26 protein-coding genes are annotated in these 18,548 nt (G+C 37.3%); 7 read left to right on the top strand and 19 right to left on the bottom strand.

Annotated features, from left to right (window positions below):
* Nucleotides 1–14 precede the first annotated feature (14 nt).
* Complete coding sequence (locus DKK70_RS01430; RefSeq protein ID WP_110432421.1) at nt 15–1,736, bottom strand: thiamine pyrophosphate-dependent enzyme; 1,722 nt, start codon at nt 1,734–1,736, stop codon at nt 15–17.
* 260 nt (nt 1,737–1,996) lie between these two features.
* On the opposite strand from DKK70_RS01430, the gene DKK70_RS01425 reads away from it, so the two are divergent.
* The 3 genes from DKK70_RS01425 to fmt all read left to right on the top strand — a co-directional run bounded on the left by DKK70_RS01425 (nt 1,997) and on the right by fmt (nt 5,366).
* On the top strand, nt 1,997–3,865 hold the full coding sequence (locus DKK70_RS01425; RefSeq protein ID WP_110432420.1) for an SLC13 family permease: 1,869 nt from the start codon (nt 1,997–1,999) through the stop codon (nt 3,863–3,865).
* 66 nt (nt 3,866–3,931) lie between these two features.
* The gene (locus DKK70_RS01420) at nt 3,932–4,273 is read left to right on the top strand and encodes a hypothetical protein (RefSeq protein ID WP_110422465.1); all 342 of its coding nucleotides are present in this window, start codon (nt 3,932–3,934) and stop codon (nt 4,271–4,273) included.
* A gap of 127 nt (nt 4,274–4,400) precedes the next feature.
* On the top strand, nt 4,401–5,366 hold the full coding sequence (gene fmt / locus DKK70_RS01415) for a methionyl-tRNA formyltransferase (RefSeq protein ID WP_110432419.1): 966 nt from the start codon (nt 4,401–4,403) through the stop codon (nt 5,364–5,366).
* A 34-nt stretch (nt 5,367–5,400) separates the two neighbouring features.
* Here the strand turns inward: fmt and tehB are convergent, their stop codons facing one another.
* Nucleotides 5,401–6,261, bottom strand: a complete 861-nt coding sequence (gene tehB / locus DKK70_RS01410) for an SAM-dependent methyltransferase TehB (protein ID WP_110432418.1) — start codon at nt 6,259–6,261, stop codon at nt 5,401–5,403.
* 194 nt (nt 6,262–6,455) lie between these two features.
* Here tehB and fabI point away from each other — a divergent pair, with 194 nt between their 5' ends.
* On the top strand, nt 6,456–7,244 hold the full coding sequence (gene fabI / locus DKK70_RS01405; protein WP_110432417.1) for an enoyl-ACP reductase FabI: 789 nt from the start codon (nt 6,456–6,458) through the stop codon (nt 7,242–7,244).
* A gap of 110 nt (nt 7,245–7,354) precedes the next feature.
* Here fabI and ppnP read toward each other — a convergent pair whose 3' ends face one another.
* Nucleotides 7,355–7,645, bottom strand: a complete 291-nt coding sequence (ppnP, locus tag DKK70_RS01400; RefSeq protein ID WP_110432416.1) for a pyrimidine/purine nucleoside phosphorylase — start codon at nt 7,643–7,645, stop codon at nt 7,355–7,357.
* Nucleotides 7,646–7,916: 271 nt separating this feature from the next.
* Here ppnP and slyD point away from each other — a divergent pair, with 271 nt between their 5' ends.
* From slyD to DKK70_RS01385, 3 genes are all read left to right on the top strand, one after another.
* The gene (slyD, locus tag DKK70_RS01395) at nt 7,917–8,498 is read left to right on the top strand and encodes a peptidylprolyl isomerase (protein WP_110432415.1); all 582 of its coding nucleotides are present in this window, start codon (nt 7,917–7,919) and stop codon (nt 8,496–8,498) included.
* Nucleotides 8,499–8,662: 164 nt separating this feature from the next.
* On the top strand, nt 8,663–9,334 hold the full coding sequence (gene radC / locus DKK70_RS01390) for a RadC family protein (RefSeq protein ID WP_110432414.1): 672 nt from the start codon (nt 8,663–8,665) through the stop codon (nt 9,332–9,334).
* Between the two features lie 48 nt (nt 9,335–9,382).
* A complete protein-coding gene (locus DKK70_RS01385) occupies nt 9,383–9,586 on the top strand; it encodes a SlyX family protein (RefSeq protein ID WP_110432413.1) in 204 nt (67 codons plus the stop codon).
* A 33-nt stretch (nt 9,587–9,619) separates the two neighbouring features.
* On the opposite strand, the gene DKK70_RS01380 is transcribed toward DKK70_RS01385, so the two are convergent.
* The 16 genes from DKK70_RS01380 to rplE form a co-directional block, all read right to left on the bottom strand.
* Entirely contained in the window at nt 9,620–10,489 is an 870-nt protein-coding gene (locus tag DKK70_RS01380) for a DMT family transporter (protein WP_110432412.1), read from the bottom strand.
* A gap of 211 nt (nt 10,490–10,700) precedes the next feature.
* Nucleotides 10,701–11,087: a 50S ribosomal protein L17 gene (rplQ, locus tag DKK70_RS01375; protein WP_034884211.1), complete on the bottom strand. Its 387-nt coding sequence runs from the start codon at nt 11,085–11,087 to the stop codon at nt 10,701–10,703.
* Between the two features lie 29 nt (nt 11,088–11,116).
* Nucleotides 11,117–12,106, bottom strand: a complete 990-nt coding sequence (locus DKK70_RS01370; protein WP_034884212.1) for a DNA-directed RNA polymerase subunit alpha — start codon at nt 12,104–12,106, stop codon at nt 11,117–11,119.
* A gap of 25 nt (nt 12,107–12,131) precedes the next feature.
* Complete coding sequence (gene rpsD / locus DKK70_RS01365; RefSeq protein ID WP_034884213.1) at nt 12,132–12,752, bottom strand: 30S ribosomal protein S4; 621 nt, start codon at nt 12,750–12,752, stop codon at nt 12,132–12,134.
* Nucleotides 12,753–12,798: 46 nt separating this feature from the next.
* Nucleotides 12,799–13,188 (bottom strand): 30S ribosomal protein S11, encoded by a 390-nt coding sequence (gene rpsK / locus DKK70_RS01360; protein WP_025314405.1) that lies wholly within the window; start codon nt 13,186–13,188, stop codon nt 12,799–12,801.
* A gap of 15 nt (nt 13,189–13,203) precedes the next feature.
* A complete protein-coding gene (gene rpsM, locus DKK70_RS01355; RefSeq protein ID WP_034884217.1) occupies nt 13,204–13,560 on the bottom strand; it encodes a 30S ribosomal protein S13 in 357 nt (118 codons plus the stop codon).
* A gap of 171 nt (nt 13,561–13,731) precedes the next feature.
* Entirely contained in the window at nt 13,732–13,845 is a 114-nt protein-coding gene (gene rpmJ, locus DKK70_RS01350) for a 50S ribosomal protein L36 (RefSeq protein ID WP_034884218.1), read from the bottom strand.
* 26 nt (nt 13,846–13,871) lie between these two features.
* Nucleotides 13,872–15,209: a preprotein translocase subunit SecY gene (secY, locus tag DKK70_RS01345; protein ID WP_110432411.1), complete on the bottom strand. Its 1,338-nt coding sequence runs from the start codon at nt 15,207–15,209 to the stop codon at nt 13,872–13,874.
* Nucleotides 15,210–15,217: 8 nt separating this feature from the next.
* The gene (gene rplO, locus DKK70_RS01340) at nt 15,218–15,652 is read right to left on the bottom strand and encodes a 50S ribosomal protein L15 (RefSeq protein WP_110432410.1); all 435 of its coding nucleotides are present in this window, start codon (nt 15,650–15,652) and stop codon (nt 15,218–15,220) included.
* A 5-nt stretch (nt 15,653–15,657) separates the two neighbouring features.
* Nucleotides 15,658–15,837 (bottom strand): 50S ribosomal protein L30, encoded by a 180-nt coding sequence (rpmD, locus tag DKK70_RS01335; protein ID WP_025314400.1) that lies wholly within the window; start codon nt 15,835–15,837, stop codon nt 15,658–15,660.
* A gap of 6 nt (nt 15,838–15,843) precedes the next feature.
* Nucleotides 15,844–16,344, bottom strand: a complete 501-nt coding sequence (rpsE, locus tag DKK70_RS01330) for a 30S ribosomal protein S5 (RefSeq protein ID WP_034884224.1) — start codon at nt 16,342–16,344, stop codon at nt 15,844–15,846.
* Nucleotides 16,345–16,358: 14 nt separating this feature from the next.
* Nucleotides 16,359–16,712, bottom strand: a complete 354-nt coding sequence (gene rplR / locus DKK70_RS01325; RefSeq protein ID WP_025314398.1) for a 50S ribosomal protein L18 — start codon at nt 16,710–16,712, stop codon at nt 16,359–16,361.
* Nucleotides 16,713–16,721: 9 nt separating this feature from the next.
* On the bottom strand, nt 16,722–17,255 hold the full coding sequence (rplF, locus tag DKK70_RS01320) for a 50S ribosomal protein L6 (protein ID WP_110432409.1): 534 nt from the start codon (nt 17,253–17,255) through the stop codon (nt 16,722–16,724).
* Nucleotides 17,256–17,266: 11 nt separating this feature from the next.
* Nucleotides 17,267–17,659, bottom strand: coding sequence for a 30S ribosomal protein S8 (gene rpsH, locus DKK70_RS01315; protein ID WP_034884228.1), 393 nt, complete (start codon nt 17,657–17,659; stop codon nt 17,267–17,269).
* Between the two features lie 17 nt (nt 17,660–17,676).
* Nucleotides 17,677–17,982 (bottom strand): 30S ribosomal protein S14, encoded by a 306-nt coding sequence (gene rpsN / locus DKK70_RS01310; protein WP_025314395.1) that lies wholly within the window; start codon nt 17,980–17,982, stop codon nt 17,677–17,679.
* 11 nt (nt 17,983–17,993) lie between these two features.
* A complete protein-coding gene (gene rplE, locus DKK70_RS01305) occupies nt 17,994–18,533 on the bottom strand; it encodes a 50S ribosomal protein L5 (RefSeq protein ID WP_025314394.1) in 540 nt (179 codons plus the stop codon).
* Nucleotides 18,534–18,548: the final 15 nt, after the last annotated feature.

The following is an 18,548-nucleotide window of genomic DNA, read 5'->3' as shown; positions in this document are numbered from 1 at the left end:
TATAAGTAGTTAATTTATTTCTTTACGAAATTATCCATCAACAAATTAACCACATCTTTCATTTTGCCACTCAATGATGCTCTTACACTATAAAGCGCCATTCCCATTACTTGTGAGGTATGAATTTCCGGTGGCATAACCAATTCATATTCGCTCGTCTTAACATCTAATAATGCAGGTCCAGAGTGAGCTAGAAATGATTGCACTGCTGCTTCAAGTAAATCAGAACTCTCAACACGAATAGCAAATAATCCCATCGCACTAGCTACTTTAGCAAAATCAGGATTTTTTAAATCAGTATAGTGATCAACCAACCCTTCTGATTTTTGTTCTAATTCGACAAAGTTAAGTGAACTATTATTTAGTACGATAACTTTGATGGGTAAATTCTCTTGGACTGTGGTCAATAAATCACCTAACAACATACTAATACCACCATCCCCTGATAAGGTAATTACTTGACGATGAGGAAAGGCTTTTTGTACGCCTAATGCTTGTGGCATTGCATTGGCCATAGTGCCGTGTTTTAAGCTAATGACGGTACGTCTTTTACCATTAGTTGAAAAGTGCCGACACGCCCAAACCATGGCGGAACCAACATCAGCACAAAGCACGGCATCATCATTAGCATGTTTATCAATTAATTCGGTTAAATATTGTGGATGAATAACGGCTTTTGATGGTATCGCTTTTTTATTTAATTTATCGATTGCTTTAGTGTGTAATCCACGGCATTTGTCTAAAAATTGGCTATCTGTTTTTTCATCAACCAGTGGTAATAAAGCCGCTAAGGTTGGTTTACTTGCACCGACTACACCAATATCTACATTGTGACGGTGACCAAGATGAGTTGCATCAATATCTACCTGAATAATTATTGCGTTATCAGGATAAAATTGTGACCAAGCAAAATCAACACCGAACATCAAAAGTACATCACACTCTTTAATGGCGGTTGCTCCAGACGCCATACCAAACATACCGGTCATACCAACATTATAAGGATTATCATATTCTACAAAATCCTTAGCTCTTGAAGTATGAACTACCGGTGATTTTAATTTCTGGGCTAAGGCAACTAACTCATCATGAGCTTCAGATACCCCATGACCAGCAAAAATTGCCACTTTACTGTTTTTATTTAAAATTTCAGAGATTTGTGCCAGCTCTTCATCAGATGGTCGAATAACCGGTTTGGGGTGATAAATTTTATGCCCATTATTATCTTCTACTTTAGCTAGGCTAATATTGTAAGGAATCACTAAAACCGCAACGCCTCGCTCATTTATCGCCGCTTGTACCGCCGCTGTGGTGATTCGTCTTGCTTGAGTGGGATCGGTAATTTGTTGACAAAAGACAGAACAGTTTTTATAGACAGCTTCAAAGTCAACTTCTTGCGGAAAATCAGTGCCTTGTTGGGAAGTAACTAACTGACTAGCCAATAAAATCAGTGGTACTTTATTACGTTGGGCTTCATAAATACCATTGATAAAATGTAAGCTACCGGGTCCACAAGAACCAGCACAAGCAGTTATTTGATCGGTAAGATAGGCTTCAGCGCCTGCGGCAAAGGCACCAACTTCTTCATGACGAACATGCACCCACTCAATATCACTTTTTTTGATAGCTGAGGTGATTTGATTTAAGGTATCACCAACAATACCATAACAATGTTTAACACCGGCTTGAGATAAAACATCAACAACAATTTGTGCAACTGACTTTTTTGATGACATACTGTCTCCTCAACATGGTTTTCAGATTAAACAGCTTAAGTTGTCTAAATTACACCTAAGTTTTGTGAATGCGAATAGTATAAAAATAAAACAGCAGAAAATGTTAAAAATATCATATTAACTAGAGGTGGTCAGCAATAATCTTTATTTCAAAATATTCCCTATTACAATAAATCAAGGTATTATGTCGAAAATCCAATCAACTTCATGAGCTACCTTTTGTGGAACATTCGTCATCTGGGCATAGTTTTTTATCATTAATGTCTACTTATTTACCTAATTATATCATCGAATATTATCCACTCATTACTGTCTGTTTTTTACTTTTTATTGCTATTTTATTGTTTTCATTCAGTAAATTGAGAATGGATATTATTGCGCTAATGACGATAGCAGCAATCACCGTTACTGGTGTATTAACCCCAGCTGAAGCACTTTCGGGATTTAGTGATCCCAATATTATTCTCATTGCTCTGTTATTTGTAATAGGAGAAAGCTTAGTCAGAACAGGCATCTCTTATAAAATGAGTGAATATATCTTAAAAGCAGCCGGTAAAAATGATATACGGATAATTACATTCATCATGTTAGGGGTGGCTTTATTGGGTTCCATCATGAGTTCAACCGGAGTTGTTGCAATCTTTATTCCAGTCGCTATCAGTATTGCTAACCATACAGGTATTCATGTTAAAAAACTCATGATGCCACTGTGTATTGCCGCCTTGATTAGTGGCATGATGACCCTTGTCGCCACAGCACCAAACCTAGTAGTAAATAGTGAACTTAGCCGAGCGTCCTTGACTGAATTTGGTTTCTTTTCAATTACCCCAATTGGCTTAGGAGTATTAATTGTAGGGGTGGGTTATTGCTTATTAACCCGTAATTGGTTACTAACCGCTGACCAAGTTACCGCCAACAATAGTCAACCGCAACGACGTAAAATTACCGATTTAATTAGAGATTATAAATTAATTGGCCGAGCGCATCGAGCCCAAATTCTTGCCGGCTCACCTTTTGTTGGGCGAACCATTGATGGATTACATTTACGCAGTGAACATGGGGTAAATGTCATTGGTATTGAACGTTGGCGAAAATTTCAAAAAGTACTTATCCCGGTTAATGGTAGTACCGAATTTCGGGAAAACGACATTCTTTTGTTGGATATGTCGCATTCCGAAGCTGACTACCGTACCTTCCTAACCACCAACAATCTTGAACCAAAAGTACTACGTGGTGAATATTTTTCAGAGCAAGTCAAAGAAGTTGGCATGGCTGAAGTCGCACTACTACCAGAATCATCATTATGTGGAAAAACACTCAATGAAATTGATTTTAGGGAAAAATATTTTCTGACAGTTATTGGAATTTGGCGAAATCATGCCCCCGTTGAGACCAATAACTTATTCCAAGAACGGTTAGAAATGAGTGATACACTTTTGGTGTGTGGCGATTGGGGATCAATACAAAAACTACAAACCCGTACTAGTGACTTTGTAGTATTAGATTATCCATCAGACATTGATGATGTTGCACCAGCAAGCTCACAAGCTTTCGTGGCACTATTTAATCTGGCGGTAATGATTATTTTAATGGTAACTGGGCTTGTCCCAAATGTCGTTGCGGCACTTATTGCTTGTTTATTAATGGGCGCTACCCGCTGTATCGATATGGCTAATGCTTATAAATCGATTCATTGGCCAACGTTAATTCTCATTATTGGTATGATGCCTTTCGCGGTCGCGTTAAATAAAACGGGAGGGATTTCACTCATATCACAATGGCTTGAGATCCATTTACGCTCCTTTGGTCCTTATATCGTGTTAACTTTTATCTTTTTGTTATGCTCAACGGTAGGATTGTTTATTTCCAATACTGCAACAGCAATTTTGATTGCCCCTATTGCGATTGATTTAGCGATAAAATTTGGTTATTCACCCTATCCATTTGCAATGACTGTTGCTATTGCAACATCGGCTTCATTTATTACTCCTGTTTCATCACCGGTTAAAACAATGGTAGTCGCGCCTGGAGGATATAGCTTTAGTGATTTTGTTAAGATTGGCGTTCCATTAACTTTTCTGGTAATGGCTGTTGATATAGCATTAGTTCCAATCTTTTTTCCATTTTGATTAAAATAAATATAGATTTTACAATTAACTGATTAAATTAAGTAATTCAGATTCAGGAGTTAGAAAATGAGTAATGCTCAACAATTTTTCATGTTTATAGGCATAATGACATGCCTAATTGGCAGTTTTAGTTTATTTATTTATATATTAACAGTGTTGCATACATTAATGGTTAAAAAATCAATAAATAATGTTAAAACATCAGATGAAAGATTAATCAAATTATATAATGGTATGAAAAATACTCTTGATAATAAATCTAAAATTATCATAGCTGCGGTTGTTATGGGCATATTTTGTGGCGGAATTATTGGTGGATTTTTTTACTATTATTTTATCAAAAAACTTTTTACCAACTCTTATGAAATTTACAAAAATGCGATGATTCAACGTAACTTACCGCTGTAACCTACGTAATATTTTTTTATATAACACAAAAGTGATATCTATTAAAGGTATACTTTTGTGATTAAAGATTCTTAGAACAATTTGAAGTATACTATCTATTATATTTTGATTATGGATATTATCACTCATGACATCAACAACAAATCCCTTAAATATTATTTTTGCCGGCACACCTGATTTTGCAGCTACTCATTTAAAAGCTTTGATTGATTCCAGCCATAATGTCATTGCTGTCTTTAGTCAACCCGATAGACCGGCAGGTCGAGGAAATAAGTTAACAGCTAGCCCAGTAAAACAATTAGCGGTCGAACACAATATACCTGTTTATCAACCGGCGACGCTCAAAACTGAAGAGATTCAAAAAATTATTGCCGATCTAAATGCTGATATTATGATTGTGGTTGCTTATGGATTGATTTTACCTCAAGCTGTGCTTGATATGCCAAAACTAGGATGCTTAAATGTTCACGGTTCTTTATTACCTCGATGGCGAGGTGCAGCACCAATTCAGCGCGCCTGTTGGGCTGGTGATAGCGAAACCGGCATCACCATTATGCAAATGGATGCTGGCCTTGATACTGGGGATATGCTGTATAAATTAGCTTGCCCAATTGAAGCGAATGATACTAGTGCAACATTATATGAAAAATTGGCTAAATTAGGTCCTCAAGCATTACTTGATACGCTAACACTAATTAACCAAGGAAAAGTTAAACCTGAAAAGCAACAACAATCACAAGCCACTTATGCCGAAAAATTATCTAAACAAGAGGCTAAATTAGATTGGAATTTATCAGCGAAACAATTGGAACGATGTGTGCGGGCATTTAACCCGTGGCCAGTTAGTTACTTTGAAGTAAATGGTGAACCCGTAAAAGTTTGGCAAGCTCAAGTTATTACTGTTGAACATAATCAACCCATCGGTACCATTTTGCAGGCTGATAAAAAAGGCATCTGTATTGCCACTAGCGATGGGGCGTTAAATATGACAGTATTACAACCAGCAGGTAAAAAACCAATGTCAGCCCAAGATTTATTAAACTCTCGAAAAGCGTGGTTTGAAGTTGGTAAAATACTGGGTAATAACCAATAGTAAAAAAATATATTACAGGAAGCATCCTGTAATATTATGGTTTCTTGGCGAATAGTGTCGCAAAACGGAGTTTTATTCGGTTGCCATGGATATCCGTTTTATGCAATTCGCCAACATCCTCATTATATTTTATAATCTGCCAATCCTGATAATAATTACGTAGTTCATTCTCTTTAAACGTAAACGAAAAGCCAACTGTACAAGGAAAATCATCCGTTGACATAGCACAAACAATTAAATTATAACCGCCTGATTTAGTTATCGTTTGCATATTGTGAATAATATCGGGAATTCTATCAGGTTGTAAAAACATCATCACAACGGTTGAAATAATTAAATCGTAATTACCTGTTAAATTAGCTTGGTTTATATCATAAATAGATGCATTGATATGCGCTAAATGATCGTTGTCAATAATTTGCTGTAAATTATTAATGCTCATCTCTGACTTATCAACGGCATCAACATCAAAACCAAGTAGCTGTAAATAGAGTGAATTACGCCCTGAACCACAACCTAAATCTAATGCTTTTCCGGCTTGAATCATTTGACAGATTTCTGACACGTCAGAATGGGTTTGCGTCATTTGATATTTTTTATGTGTATAATCCTCTGGTTGGCAATAAAAAGCCAGTTGGCACTGTAAATCATCGGATACATTAGCTATACGATGCCATTGTTGAGGCTCAATAAAAGGCGGTTGATGCTCAACATCAAAAACATGTTGAGAAATGATCTCGCCTTGCTCGGTTAACATATCAAAATTCACACGACCTTTAATAATGTTTAATTTTGCCCATGTACCTACTTGGGTATTATGCTTTTCACAAAACATTTTCGGTAGAGTTGTTACATCCCAAACTGGTAGCGTTTTATAGCAAACTAAATCTTTCATCACTATTTACCAAACTAAGCTATTTAATAGTTGAGTATTATAGTCAACTATTAACCCAATAAACAACCTCTTTTTTAAAAATAAAATGGCAATTAAATAGGTAAAAATGAATTTATAGTAGCGAAGTTAACTATATCAACATATAATCATCAACATTCTAGACTATATAGTAAAAAATATTAGAGGAATAATTTATGGGATTTTTAACGGGTAAACGCATACTGGTTACCGGCGTGGCAAGTAATCGTTCTATTGCTTACGGTATTGCTAAAGCGATGCACCGAGAAGGGGCTGAATTAGCTTTTACTTATCAAAGCGAAAAATTAAAAGGCCGCGTTGAAGAGTTTGCTGCTGATTTTAATTCTAAAATCGTTTTACCTTGCGATGTGGCACATGATGACAGTATCACATCGTTATTTACTGAGTTAGCAAAAACATGGGATAAATTTGATGGTTTTGTACACGCTATTGCTTTTGCGCCAGGAGATCAACTAGATGGTGACTATGTTAATGCAGTAACGCGTGAAGGTTTTGCAATTGCCCACGATATCAGCTCTTATAGCTTTGTTGCGATGGCTAAAGCTTGTCGTTCAATGCTTAATCCTGATTCAGCATTAGTTACCCTTTCTTACCTAGGTGCTGAGCGTGCAATTCCTAACTATAATGTCATGGGTCTTGCTAAAGCATCTCTAGAAGCAAATGTACGTTACATGGCAAATGCTATGGGGCCTGAAGGTATTCGTGTAAATGCAATTTCTGCTGGTCCTATTCGTACCTTAGCGGCATCAGGTATCAAAGATTTCAAAAAGATGTTATCACACTGTGAATCAGTCACTCCTATTCGCCGTACAGTAACCATCGAAGATGTGGGTAATTCAACCGCATTTTTATGTTCAAACTTATCTTCAGGTATTACTGGTGAAGTTATTCATGTTGATGGTGGATTTAGCATCGCAGCAATGAATGAATTAGAACTTAAATAATTGAGTAGAACATTTTTTATAAAGGGCTAATTGTAAAATTGGCCCTTTTTATTACATCAATGCAGGTATCTCAACGATGATATATTTTGGTTTAATTTTAAATATCATTGCTATTTTGCTAAATATCGACATAAATAAGCCGTCGGTTCGACAACCTGCACATCAAATTGGCTCTCTTTGGCCACATGAAAAACTTGCCCTGCTTCGAAAATTTGCCAATCATTAGCCGTAGGTAATAAGACTTTAAGTGAACCAGTAATGACCGTCATTTCTTCTGGATTATTGGTGCTAAAAACATATTCACCAGGCAACATCACACCAATAGAAACTTTACCGGTAGAGCCATTTTCAAAACCTATTGACTTAACTTTGCCATCAAAATAATCATTAATTTTCAACATAAAAGCTCCTTTCCTGACATTTTGTATAGAGTAAACGTGTTATTTAAGTTATACCGAAACTTTGTATAATATATCACCTTATCAGCTTAATTGATTTCAATTAGCTATCCAACCATTATTTATAATTTAAAAACTATCTCTAAACAAAAATTGCAGCAAATAATAAAACAATATTAAAACTTTCTAAATTACGAAGAAAATAGCATACAGATGGACTTTTTTCCGTTAAAATTTAACATTATTTGCTCAGTAACAGTTTGTTGGAGAAAACATGAAAATAGCAAAAAATACAGTGGTAAGTTTAGCGTATAAAGTTCGTACTAAAGATGGCGTATTAGTTGATGAAGCCACCGCAGTTGCACCACTTGAATATTTACAAGGTGCAGGAAACTTGTTACAAGACCTAGAAAATGCTTTAGAAGGTCATCAAGTTGGTGATAAATTTGACGTTGAGTTAGTTAATCCTTATGGTGACTTTAATGATGCCCTTGTACAAAACGTACCCCGTGACGTTTTTGTCGGCGTGGATGAACTTGAAGTGGGTATGCGTTTTTTTGCTGATACCGATCAAGGTTCATTACCGGTTGAAATCACAGCTATTGATGGCGATACCGTTACTATTGATGGTAATCACATGCTAGCAGGCCAAGATTTAAACTTTAATGTTGAAGTGCTTGCAATTCGTGAAGCAACACCTGAGGAAATATCTCATGGTCATATTCATGGTGCACATGGCCATGGACACGATCATGGACATGGTGGCTGTGGTTGTGGCGGTCATGGACACGATCATGAAGATGAGGAAGAAAGTGGTTGTTGTGGCGGTGGTCACGGTAGTTGCGGATGCCATTAATCTTTTACATAACACAATTTGAAAAGCGCTGATTAGCGCTTTTTTATTTTTTAGTAAAAAATCTTTTATCTTTACGATCCATTTCACAATTTTTCATCTCTCAAGTTATTAATGGATGAAGTTTAAGCAATAATCTCATTTTTATTTAATGAGAATTTCTATTTATGTCAATACAAAGTATGCCCTTAATGCCACGAGAAAAATTATTACAATTTGGGGTTGAAGCGCTATCAGACGCTGAGTTACTTGCACTTTTTTTGCGTACTGGTACGCGTAATTTACCGGTATTAAAATTATCTCAAAAACTATTAAATGAATTCGGTTCCTTTTACCACATAATAAATGCAAGCTATGACGAGTTTTGCCAAAAACCAGGACTTGGTACCGCAAAATATACTCAATTAAAGGCAGTGGTCGAACTTTCTCACCGATATTTAAAAGTTAAAATGACCAATGAAAATTATCTTACATCACCAAGTTTAACGCATCACTATCTCGCCAATCGTTTAATGGATAAAGATCGGGAAATTTTTATGGTGATATTTCTAGATAATCAAAATCACGTCATTAATTCCGAAGAGATGTTTATCGGAACGTATAACTGCGTAGAAGTTCATCCAAGAGAAGTAGCAAGACGTGCATTACAATACAATGCAGCAGCGTTAATTTTGGCTCATAATCATCCCTCTGGCTTAGCTGAACCAAGTCAAGCTGATCGGATATTAACCAAAAAAATCGAGCAAGTCTGTGAGCTCATTGATGTCCGCATTGTCGATCATCTGGTCATTGGTAAAGGAGAGTATGTCTCTTTTGCCGAACGAGGATGGATTTTATAATAACTTTTACTTACAATATAGAATTAACTAGCCATTAAGAAACAGACTATGAACCAACAACTGGAATTATTAGAAACAAAAGTTGCATTTCAAGAGATGACCATTGAAGAATTAAATCAAATGGTGGTTAAGCTACAAGCAGATATCAGCAAACTTAAAGAACAATTAATGTTATTGTCACAAAAATTACAGGCTACCCAAACCTCAAATATTGCTAATTTATCAGAAGAAACTCCGCCACCACATTATTAACTAAATGTTTAATGATTCGAGGAATTCTAAATTCTACTTTTTATGAATAAAATTATACCCTCGATAAGAAAGCAGAGAAATCAAAATCAAGAAGCAACCGATCCATTTTGTCCATGGCATAGGTTCCAAATAAACAATTACGCCAGCCAAAGTTGTAAATACCGGCTCTAAAATCATGATTATTGCTGCATTGCTTACAGGGACATATTTCTGTCCAACAAATTGTAAAGCAAATCTTAAAATTGTAGCAATAAAAATACTAACGATAAGCCATATTAAAGTGATGAAGCTGATGCTTGACGGCCAACTTTCAGTAAATACAGAAATAATTAGGCTTGCTGTGCCGGTACAAAACATTTGTATGCAAATTAACGGCAAAATTGCTATTTTTTGAACTAATCGACTATTAAAAACAAAAAATATTGCTTGAGCTAGTGCAGAAATTAAAAACCAGAGCTGATTGACGCTTAAGTGCCAGCCATTTGATAAAGATAAAAAGGCAAGACCAACAACAGCAATCGGTAATGAGAGCCAAAATATTACCAATGGCTTTTCTTTAAAAAAGATCCAGCCAACAATTGGTGCCATTAATACCGATAAACTCATAATAAATGAACCTTCACCTAATTGCCCACCAATGCTTATTGCTAATATCCATAAAATGACATTAGTTGATTGCAAACAGCCGGTTATTATTGCTTTAGGTACATCTGTCATATTGATTCGTTGTTGAGTACTTAAACAGACCGTAAATAAAATAAAAGCGGAAGAGAGAAATCTTAATCCCATAAAAGCTAAAGGAGGCATTTCTAAAATGGTTTCTTTTGAAGAAACCCAACCAACAGCGGCTAAAATGGTTACTAGTACTAAAATCCATTCACCATTTCGTTTAACATCTATCATCTTGATACTACTACATTACTTAGGATTAATCTGTTAATTTTAAAACTATAATTTAACTGAGTAAATATCGACAATAACTTATCTTAAGTTTTAAAAATTCTATGAACGATGATTTATATATGGTAGTTAAATATAAAAATACTTAGGTTGATAATATCAAGATAATAAAAAAACCGGCTATTTAGCCGGTTTCAATTTAAGCTTTAATTATTTATTCAGCTGCTGCTTCTGCTTCAACTGCAGGGCGATCAACTAATTCGATATAAGCCATTGGAGCATTATCTCCATCACGGAAACCACATTTTAGAATGCGAACATAACCACCTGGACGGGTAGCAAAACGTGGACCTAAATCAGAAAATAATTTTTTTACTGTATCTTTATCACGGATACGAGCGAAAGCCAGACGGCGATTAGCTACACTATCGCTTTTAGCTAACGTAATTAACGGCTCAACAACACGACGCAACTCTTTAGCTTTAGGCAATGTTGTTTTGATGATTTCATGTTCAACTAATGAACTTGTCATATTACGAAACATTGCTTGACGATGGCTGCTATTTCGGTTCAGTTGACGACCACTTTTACGATGGCGCATAACTTTATCCTTCTTATATAAATTTTATTTTAGTCTTCAACAATACTTGCTGGTGGCCAGTTCTCAAGACGCATGCCTAAAGATAAACCACGAGAGGCGAGCACATCCTTAATTTCAGTAAGAGATTTTTTACCAAGATTAGGGGTTTTAAGTAACTCGACTTCAGTACGTTGCACTAAATCACCAATATAATGAACTGCTTCTGCTTTTAAGCAATTAGCAGACCGAACAGTTAATTCCAAATCATCTACTGGACGTAAAAGAATTGGATCAAATTCCGGTTTATCTTCTTTGACTTCTGGTTGACGTACATCACGTAAATCAACAAAAGCTTCAAGTTGTTCAGCCAAAATAGTTGATGCGCGACGAATAGACTCTTCTGGATCGATAGTACCATTGGTTTCCATATCAATCACCAGTTTATCTAAGTCAGTGCGTTGTTCCACACGAGCAGCATCGACCGAATAGGCAATACGCTCAACTGGACTATAACATGCATCAACTAATAGACGACCAATTGGTCGCTCTTCATCTTCTGACTTAACGCGAGCAGAAGCAGGGACATAACCACGTCCTCGTTGTACACGAATACGCATACTAATTGAAGCATTGGCATCAGTAAGATGACAGATCACTAAATCAGGATTAACAATTTCAACATCACCATCATGAGTGATATCTGATGCGGTTACTGCACCTACGCCTGATTTAGTTAATGTCAGCATAACATCATCTTTAGTATGTACGCGTACTGCTAATTTTTTCAAATTAAGCAGAATATCAAGCACATCTTCTTGGACGCCTTCTTTAGTACTGTACTCATGCAGAACACCGTCAATTTCAACTTCGGTTACTGCATGTCCCGGCATAGATGATAATAAAATGCGGCGTAGTGCATTACCTAAAGTATGTCCAAAACCACGCTCTAGTGGCTCTAAAGTCACTTTTGCATGAGTTGGGCTGTATTGAACAACGTCAACTAGGTGAGGTTTTAAAAACTCTGTTACAGAACCCTGCATTATGTCCTCTCTTAAGTGCTAAACTTTACTTAGAGTAAAGTTCGACGATCAAATGTTCGTTGATGTCAGCAGATAAATCTGAACGTTCTGGTAAGCGTTTAAATACACCTTCCATTTTGCTAGCATCAACTTCTAACCATGTTGGTTTTTCACGTTGTTCAGCTAACTCTAAAGCGGCTTTAATACGTGCTTGTTTTTTAGATTTCTCACGAACACTAATCACATCTTCAGGTGAAACTTGATAAGATGCGATGTTCACTACGTGACCATTAACAAGAACAGCTTTATGACTAACTAATTGACGAGCTTCAGCGCGAGTTGCACCAAATCCCATACGATAAACAACGTTATCTAAGCGACGTTCTAAAAGAGCAAGTAGGTTTTCACCAGTATTACCTTTAATACGTGCTGCATTTTTGTAGTAATTACGGAATTGACGTTCTAGAATTCCATAAATACGTCTAACTTTTTGTTTTTCGCGTAACTGAACACCATAATCTGATAAACGCGGTTTGCGCGCACCATGTTGTCCAGGAGCTTGATCTAATTTACATTTACTATCAACCGCTCGGACACCAGATTTAAGGAATAAATCTGTACCTTCACGACGACTTAATTTGAGCTTTGGTCCCAAATATCTTGCCATTTTTTTTCTCCAATAATCCTATAAACATTCAATGTTTAATAAAAAATTAAACACGACGTTTCTTTGGTGGACGACAACCGTTATGAGGAATCGGAGTAACATCAGTAATATTAGTGATGCGATAACCCGCTGCATTTAATGCACGAATTGTTGACTCACGACCAGGACCAGGTCCTTTAACCATAACTTCCAGATTCTTAATTCCGTAATCTTTTACGGCTTCAGCACAACGTTCTGCTGCTACTTGAGCTGCAAACGGAGTTGACTTACGAGAGCCGCGGAAACCAGAACCACCAGCGGTTGCCCAACCCAACGCATTACCTTGACGATCGGTAATTGTTACGATTGTATTGTTAAATGATGCATGAATATGAGCTATACCATCAGAAACTTGCTTTTTAACACGTTTACGTGTACGAACAGGTGTCTTTGCCATTTATTATCACCTCAATTATTTCTTGATTGGCTTACGCGGTCCCTTACGGGTACGAGCGTTAGTCTTAGTGCGTTGACCACGGACAGGAAGTCCACGACGGTGACGCACACCACGATAACAACCAAGGTCTAATAAACGCTTGATACTCATAGTTACTTCACGACGTAAATCACCTTCTACAGTGAATTTAGCGACTTGTTCACGTAACTTCTCAATCTGATCTTCAGATAGTTCTCTGATCTTAACATGTTCAGGAATACCGGCTTCAGCACAAATTGTCTTAGCACGAGTATTACCGATACCATAGATTGCTTGTAAAGCAATCACAGTATGTTGTTGATCAGGAATGTTAATGCCTGCTATACGGGCCACTATGCACTCCTTTATTGTTAATGTTCAGCAAATCCACCATACTGAAAAGCCCGTTTTCAGGATACTCAAACGGTGGATCTACAAAAAAAATTTAGGCTGGCTATTCTAGCCAGCTTTACTATACTTTGGCAAGTAAAATATGCAAAAGTTCAATTTCGCAGTTAAATAATATTAACCTTGACGTTGTTTGTGTTTACCTTCAATGCAAATAACACGAACGATGCCATTGCGTTTGATGATTTTACAATTTCTGCATAATTTCTTGACTGAAGCACGAACTTTCATGTTTTTCTCCGTAACTTCTGGCTAACTTATCGACCGTAGCCTTTAAGATTCGCTTTCTTTAACACTGACTCATAACGATTTGGCATCATTAAAGTCTGTACTTGTGCCATAAAATCCATGATTACAACAACTACAATTAATAATGATGTCCCACCAAATTGGACTGGAACTTTCATTGCACTTGTCATAAACATTGGTACCAAACATACAAGAGTAATGTAAATAGCGCCAATTAGCGTTAAACGTGTCATTACTTTGTCTATATACTTCGATGTTTGTTCACCTGGACGGATACCTGGAATAAATGCGCCAGATTTTTTTAATTGATCCGCTGTCTCTCTAGGATTGAAAACCAATGCCGTATAGAAGAAACAGAAGAAAATAATCGCGGCTGCAAAAAAGATTATGTATAACGGTTGATCATGAGAGAAATATTGTCCGATAAGAACAAAGATATATCTCCAACCTTCACCATTTCCTTGGAACCAAGAAGCCATCATTGATGGTAACATAACGATTGTTGAAGCAAATATAGCAGGAATAACACCCGCCATATTAATTTTTAATGGTAAATGTGTACTTTGTGCGGCATACACACGACGACCTTGTTGTCTTTGTGCGTAATTAACAACAATACGTCGTTGACCACGTTCAACAAAAACGACAAAGTAAGTCACACCAACCACTAATGCTGCGACTACTAATAATAAAATCGGATGCAATGAACCAGAACGAGCTTGTTCAATTGTTTCATATATAGCATGAGGAAGACTTGCCACAATACCAGCAAAGATAATGATAGAAATACCATTACCTACACCGCGTTCTGTGATCTGTTCACCCAACCACATAAGAAACATAGTGCCAGTAACTAAGCTAATCGATGCAATAAAATAGAAAGAAAAACCTGGATTAATCACAACTTGACTATAACCAGGAATATTTGGTAAACCTGTCGCAATACCAACAGCTTGTACCAACGCTAAAGCTAATGTGCCATAACGAGTATACTGACTGATTTTTTTACGACCAGATTCACCTTCTTTCTTCAATTCTGCTAATTTAGGATTAATTGCCGTTAATAACTGCACAATAATAGATGAAGATATATAAGGCATTATCCCTAAAGCAAAAATTGAAGCACGGCTTAAAGCACCACCAGAAAACATATTGAACATACCAACAATACCATTAGATGATTCTTGTAGTAATTTCGCTAACGCTTTAGTATCAATACCAGGAACCGGAACATAAGAACCAAGACGGAAAACAATAAGCGCTAAAAGCACAAATAATAATCGTCTTTTAAGCTCACCACTACCGCCTCGAGTGCTTTGAAAATCTAATCCTGGTTGCTTTGCCATCTTTCTAATTATTCCTCAATTTTTCCGCCAGCAGCTTCAATTGCAGCTTTAGCACCTTTAGTTACTCGAATACCACGAACGGTTACTGGTTTAGTCACTTCTCCAGATAACATGATTTTCGCATATTCAATTTGTGAATTAATCACATTAGCAACTTTTAAGCTATTTAGGTCAACAATATCGCCTTCAACTTTCATTAAATCTGAAAGACGAACTTGCGCTGTTACCATAGCTTTACGTGAGGTAAAACCAAATTTTGGTAAACGACGATATAAAGGCATTTGACCACCTTCAAAGCCACGACGAACGCCGCCACCTGAACGAGATTTTTGACCTTTGATACCACGAGTACCAGTTTTACCTAGTCCAGAACCGATTCCACGGCCTACACGTTTAGGTGCGTGCTTTGAACCTTCAGCAGGAGATAAAGTATTTAAACGCATTACTATTACTCCTCAACTTTAACCATGTAATAAACTTGGTTTACCATACCGCGAATTGCAGGTGTATCTTCACGCTCAACAGTATGACCAATACGACGTAATCCTAGACCAACTAACGTTGCTTTATGCTTCGGTAGACGACCAATAGAACTACGAGTTTGTGTAATTTTAATTGTCTTTGCCATGGCTAATTACCCCAAAATTTCTTCGATGGTTTTACCACGCTTAGCAGCAACCATTTCTGGAGATTTCATATTTTCTAAGCCATCAATCGTTGCACGAACCACATTAATTGGGTTTGTAGAACCATATGCTTTAGCTAGAACGTTACGAACACCAGCAACTTCTAATACAGCACGCATTGCACCACCGGCGATAATACCAGTACCTTCTGATGCTGGTTGCATATAGACACGAGAACCTGTATGAGCACCTTTAACTGGATGCTGTAAAGTATCGTTGTTTAATGCAACGTTAATCATATTACGACGTGCTTTTTCCATTGCTTTTTGGATTGCTGCTGGCACTTCACGTGCTTTACCATATCCAAAACCAACGCGGCCATTACCGTCACCAACCACTGTTAGTGCAGAAAAACTAAAAATACGACCACCTTTTACGGTTTTAGAAACTCGGTTAACTGCGATTAGTTTTTCCTGCAGTTCACCAGCTTGTTTTTCGATGTTTGACATCTTTAACTCCTACCTTAGAACTGTAGGCCAGCTTCGCGAGCAGCATCTGCTAGCGCCTGAACTCGACCATGATATTGGAAACCTGAACGATCAAAAGAAACTTCTTTGATATCTTTCGCTAATGCGCGCTCTGCAATTGCTTTACCAACTGCTGCTGCTGCATCTTTGTTTCCAGTGTATTTTAAACTTTCACTGATAGCTTTTTCTAATGTTGAAGCCGCTGCCAGTACTTCTGATCCGTTTGGTGCGATAATCTGCGCATAAATATGACGCGGAGTACGGTGAACTACTAAGCGAGTTGCAAGTAGTTCATGCATCTTGCGACGCGCTTTAGTTGCACGACGGATACGAGCTGATTTCTTATCCATAGTGTTACCTTACTTTTTCTTAGCTTCTTTAGTACGCACAACTTCATCTGCGTAACGAACACCTTTACCTTTATAAGGTTCAGGACGACGATAAGCACGGAGATCAGCAGCTACTTGTCCGATTAACTGTTTATCAGCACTTTTCAGGATGATTTCAGTTTGTGAAGGACATTCAGCTGTTACACCTGCAGGTAATTGATGATCAATTGGATGTGAATATCCAAGAGATAAACCAATTGTATTACCTTTAACTTGTGCACGATAACCGACACCAACTAGCTGAAGTTTTTTAGTAAAACCTTCAGTAACACCAATTACCATTGCATTAATCAATGCACGAGCTGTACCTGCTTGCGCCCAAGCATCAGCAAAACCGTCACGAGGTGCAAATTTAATTTGACCTTCTTCTTGATTAATTACAACAGCTTTATTTATAGTGCGAGATAACTCGCCATTTTTACCTTTAATCGTAATTACCTGACCATTGAGTTTTACCTCTACGCCAGCAGGAACAACGACAGGTGCTTTTGCAACACGAGACATTTTTTTCTCCCTTACGCTACGTAGCAGATAATTTCACCACCAAGACCTGCTTGGCGTGCTGCACGATCAGTCATAACACCTTTAGAAGTAGAAATAACTGCAATACCTAATCCAGCCATTACTTTTGGTAATTCATCTTTACGTTTATAAATACGTAAACCTGGACGGCTAACACGTTTAATACTTTCTACTACAGCCTTACCTTGGAAATATTTTAAAGTGATTTCCAATTCTGGTTTAGTGTCACCAACTACTTTATAGTCGCCGATATAACCTTCTTCTTTTAGCACATTGGCAATTGCCACTTTTAGCTTAGAGGAAGGCATGGTGACTGCAACTTTATTCGCAGCTTGACCGTTACGAATACGGGTCAACATATCTGCTATAGGATCTTGCATGCTCATCTATAACACTCCCCTGATTACCAACTTGCCTTTTTAAGACCAGGAATCTCACCACGCATGGCTGACTCACGAACCTTAATACGGCTTAAACCAAATTTACGAAGGACGCCATGAGGACGACCGGTTTGACGACAACGACGACGTTGACGTGATGGACTAGAATCACGAGGAAGCGTTTGCAATTTAAGCACTGCATTCCAACGATCTTCATCTGATGCATTAAGATCAGAGATAATCGCTTTTAATTCTTGACGCTTTGCAAAATATTTTTCTGCTAGCTTTACGCGTTTCTTATCGCGTTCAATCATTGATTGTTTAGCCATTATGCCCTACCTTACTTACGAAATGGGAAGTTAAAGGCAGATAATAAAGCTCGGCCTTCTTCATCTGATTGTGCTGTTGTTGTGATAGTGATATCTAAACCACGAACACGATCAACTTTATCATAATCGATTTCAGGGAAAACGATTTGTTCACGAACACCCATGCTATAGTTACCACGACCATCGAATGATTTTGCGCTTAAACCACGAAAATCTCGAGTACGAGGAAGAGCAATATAAACTAGACGTTCAAAAAATTCCCACATACGTTCGCCACGTAAAGTGACTTTACAACCAATAGGATACCCTTGACGGATTTTAAAACCAGCAACTGATTTGCGTGCTTTAGTGACAAGTGGTTTTTGACCACTGATTGCTGCTAAATCAGCAACCGCATTATCTAATAATTTCTTATCAGTAATTGCTTCACCCACACCCATATTCAAGGTGATCTTTTCGATCCGAGGGACTTGCATGACAGATTTGTAGCCAAACTGTTCTTGCAGTTTATTTACTACCTGTGCTTTGTAGTAATCATGCAGTTTCGCCATCGTACACTCCAAATT

The organism is Gilliamella apicola, assembly GCF_003202655.1.
GTDB classification, from domain to species: domain Bacteria; phylum Pseudomonadota; class Gammaproteobacteria; order Enterobacterales; family Orbaceae; genus Gilliamella; species Gilliamella apicola_R.
Note: the sequence above shows the minus strand (reverse complement) of the source record. Positions and strands in the feature narration are given on the sequence as shown.

Excerpts from the sequence above, each read along its gene's own strand:
- DKK70_RS01430 (WP_110432421.1), bottom strand. The coding sequence starts at position 1,736 with ATGTCATCAAAAAAGTCAGTTGCACAAATTGTTGTTGATGTTTTATCT.
- rpsK (WP_025314405.1), bottom strand. The coding sequence starts at position 13,188 with ATGGCAAAGACACCTGTTCGTACACGTAAACGTGTTAAAAAGCAAGTT.
- rpsE (WP_034884224.1), bottom strand. The coding sequence starts at position 16,344 with ATGTCAAACATCGAAAAACAAGCTGGTGAACTGCAGGAAAAACTAATC.
- tehB (WP_110432418.1), bottom strand. The coding sequence starts at position 6,261 with ATGAAAGATTTAGTTTGCTATAAAACGCTACCAGTTTGGGATGTAACA.
- DKK70_RS01385 (WP_110432413.1), top strand. The coding sequence starts at position 9,383 with ATGAACCAACAACTGGAATTATTAGAAACAAAAGTTGCATTTCAAGAG.
- rpsD (WP_034884213.1), bottom strand. The coding sequence starts at position 12,752 with ATGGCAAGATATTTGGGACCAAAGCTCAAATTAAGTCGTCGTGAAGGT.
- DKK70_RS01420 (WP_110422465.1), top strand. The coding sequence starts at position 3,932 with ATGAGTAATGCTCAACAATTTTTCATGTTTATAGGCATAATGACATGC.
- slyD (WP_110432415.1), top strand. The coding sequence starts at position 7,917 with ATGAAAATAGCAAAAAATACAGTGGTAAGTTTAGCGTATAAAGTTCGT.
- fmt (WP_110432419.1), top strand. The coding sequence starts at position 4,401 with ATGACATCAACAACAAATCCCTTAAATATTATTTTTGCCGGCACACCT.
- rpmD (WP_025314400.1), bottom strand. The coding sequence starts at position 15,837 with ATGGCAAAGACAATTAAAATTACACAAACTCGTAGTTCTATTGGTCGT.
- DKK70_RS01370 (WP_034884212.1), bottom strand. The coding sequence starts at position 12,106 with ATGCAGGGTTCTGTAACAGAGTTTTTAAAACCTCACCTAGTTGACGTT.
- rpsN (WP_025314395.1), bottom strand. The coding sequence starts at position 17,982 with ATGGCTAAACAATCAATGATTGAACGCGATAAGAAACGCGTAAAGCTA.
- rplQ (WP_034884211.1), bottom strand. The coding sequence starts at position 11,087 with ATGCGCCATCGTAAAAGTGGTCGTCAACTGAACCGAAATAGCAGCCAT.
- rplF (WP_110432409.1), bottom strand. The coding sequence starts at position 17,255 with ATGTCTCGTGTTGCAAAAGCACCTGTCGTTGTTCCTGCTGGCGTAGAG.
- ppnP (WP_110432416.1), bottom strand. The coding sequence starts at position 7,645 with ATGTTGAAAATTAATGATTATTTTGATGGCAAAGTTAAGTCAATAGGT.
- rplO (WP_110432410.1), bottom strand. The coding sequence starts at position 15,652 with ATGCGTTTAAATACTTTATCTCCTGCTGAAGGTTCAAAGCACGCACCT.
- rplE (WP_025314394.1), bottom strand. The coding sequence starts at position 18,533 with ATGGCGAAACTGCATGATTACTACAAAGCACAGGTAGTAAATAAACTG.
- DKK70_RS01380 (WP_110432412.1), bottom strand. The coding sequence starts at position 10,489 with ATGATAGATGTTAAACGAAATGGTGAATGGATTTTAGTACTAGTAACC.
- fabI (WP_110432417.1), top strand. The coding sequence starts at position 6,456 with ATGGGATTTTTAACGGGTAAACGCATACTGGTTACCGGCGTGGCAAGT.
- DKK70_RS01425 (WP_110432420.1), top strand. The coding sequence starts at position 1,997 with ATGTCTACTTATTTACCTAATTATATCATCGAATATTATCCACTCATT.
- rpmJ (WP_034884218.1), bottom strand. The coding sequence starts at position 13,845 with ATGAAAGTTCGTGCTTCAGTCAAGAAATTATGCAGAAATTGTAAAATC.
- radC (WP_110432414.1), top strand. The coding sequence starts at position 8,663 with ATGTCAATACAAAGTATGCCCTTAATGCCACGAGAAAAATTATTACAA.
- rpsH (WP_034884228.1), bottom strand. The coding sequence starts at position 17,659 with ATGAGCATGCAAGATCCTATAGCAGATATGTTGACCCGTATTCGTAAC.
- secY (WP_110432411.1), bottom strand. The coding sequence starts at position 15,209 with ATGGCAAAGCAACCAGGATTAGATTTTCAAAGCACTCGAGGCGGTAGT.
- rplR (WP_025314398.1), bottom strand. The coding sequence starts at position 16,712 with ATGGATAAGAAATCAGCTCGTATCCGTCGTGCAACTAAAGCGCGTCGC.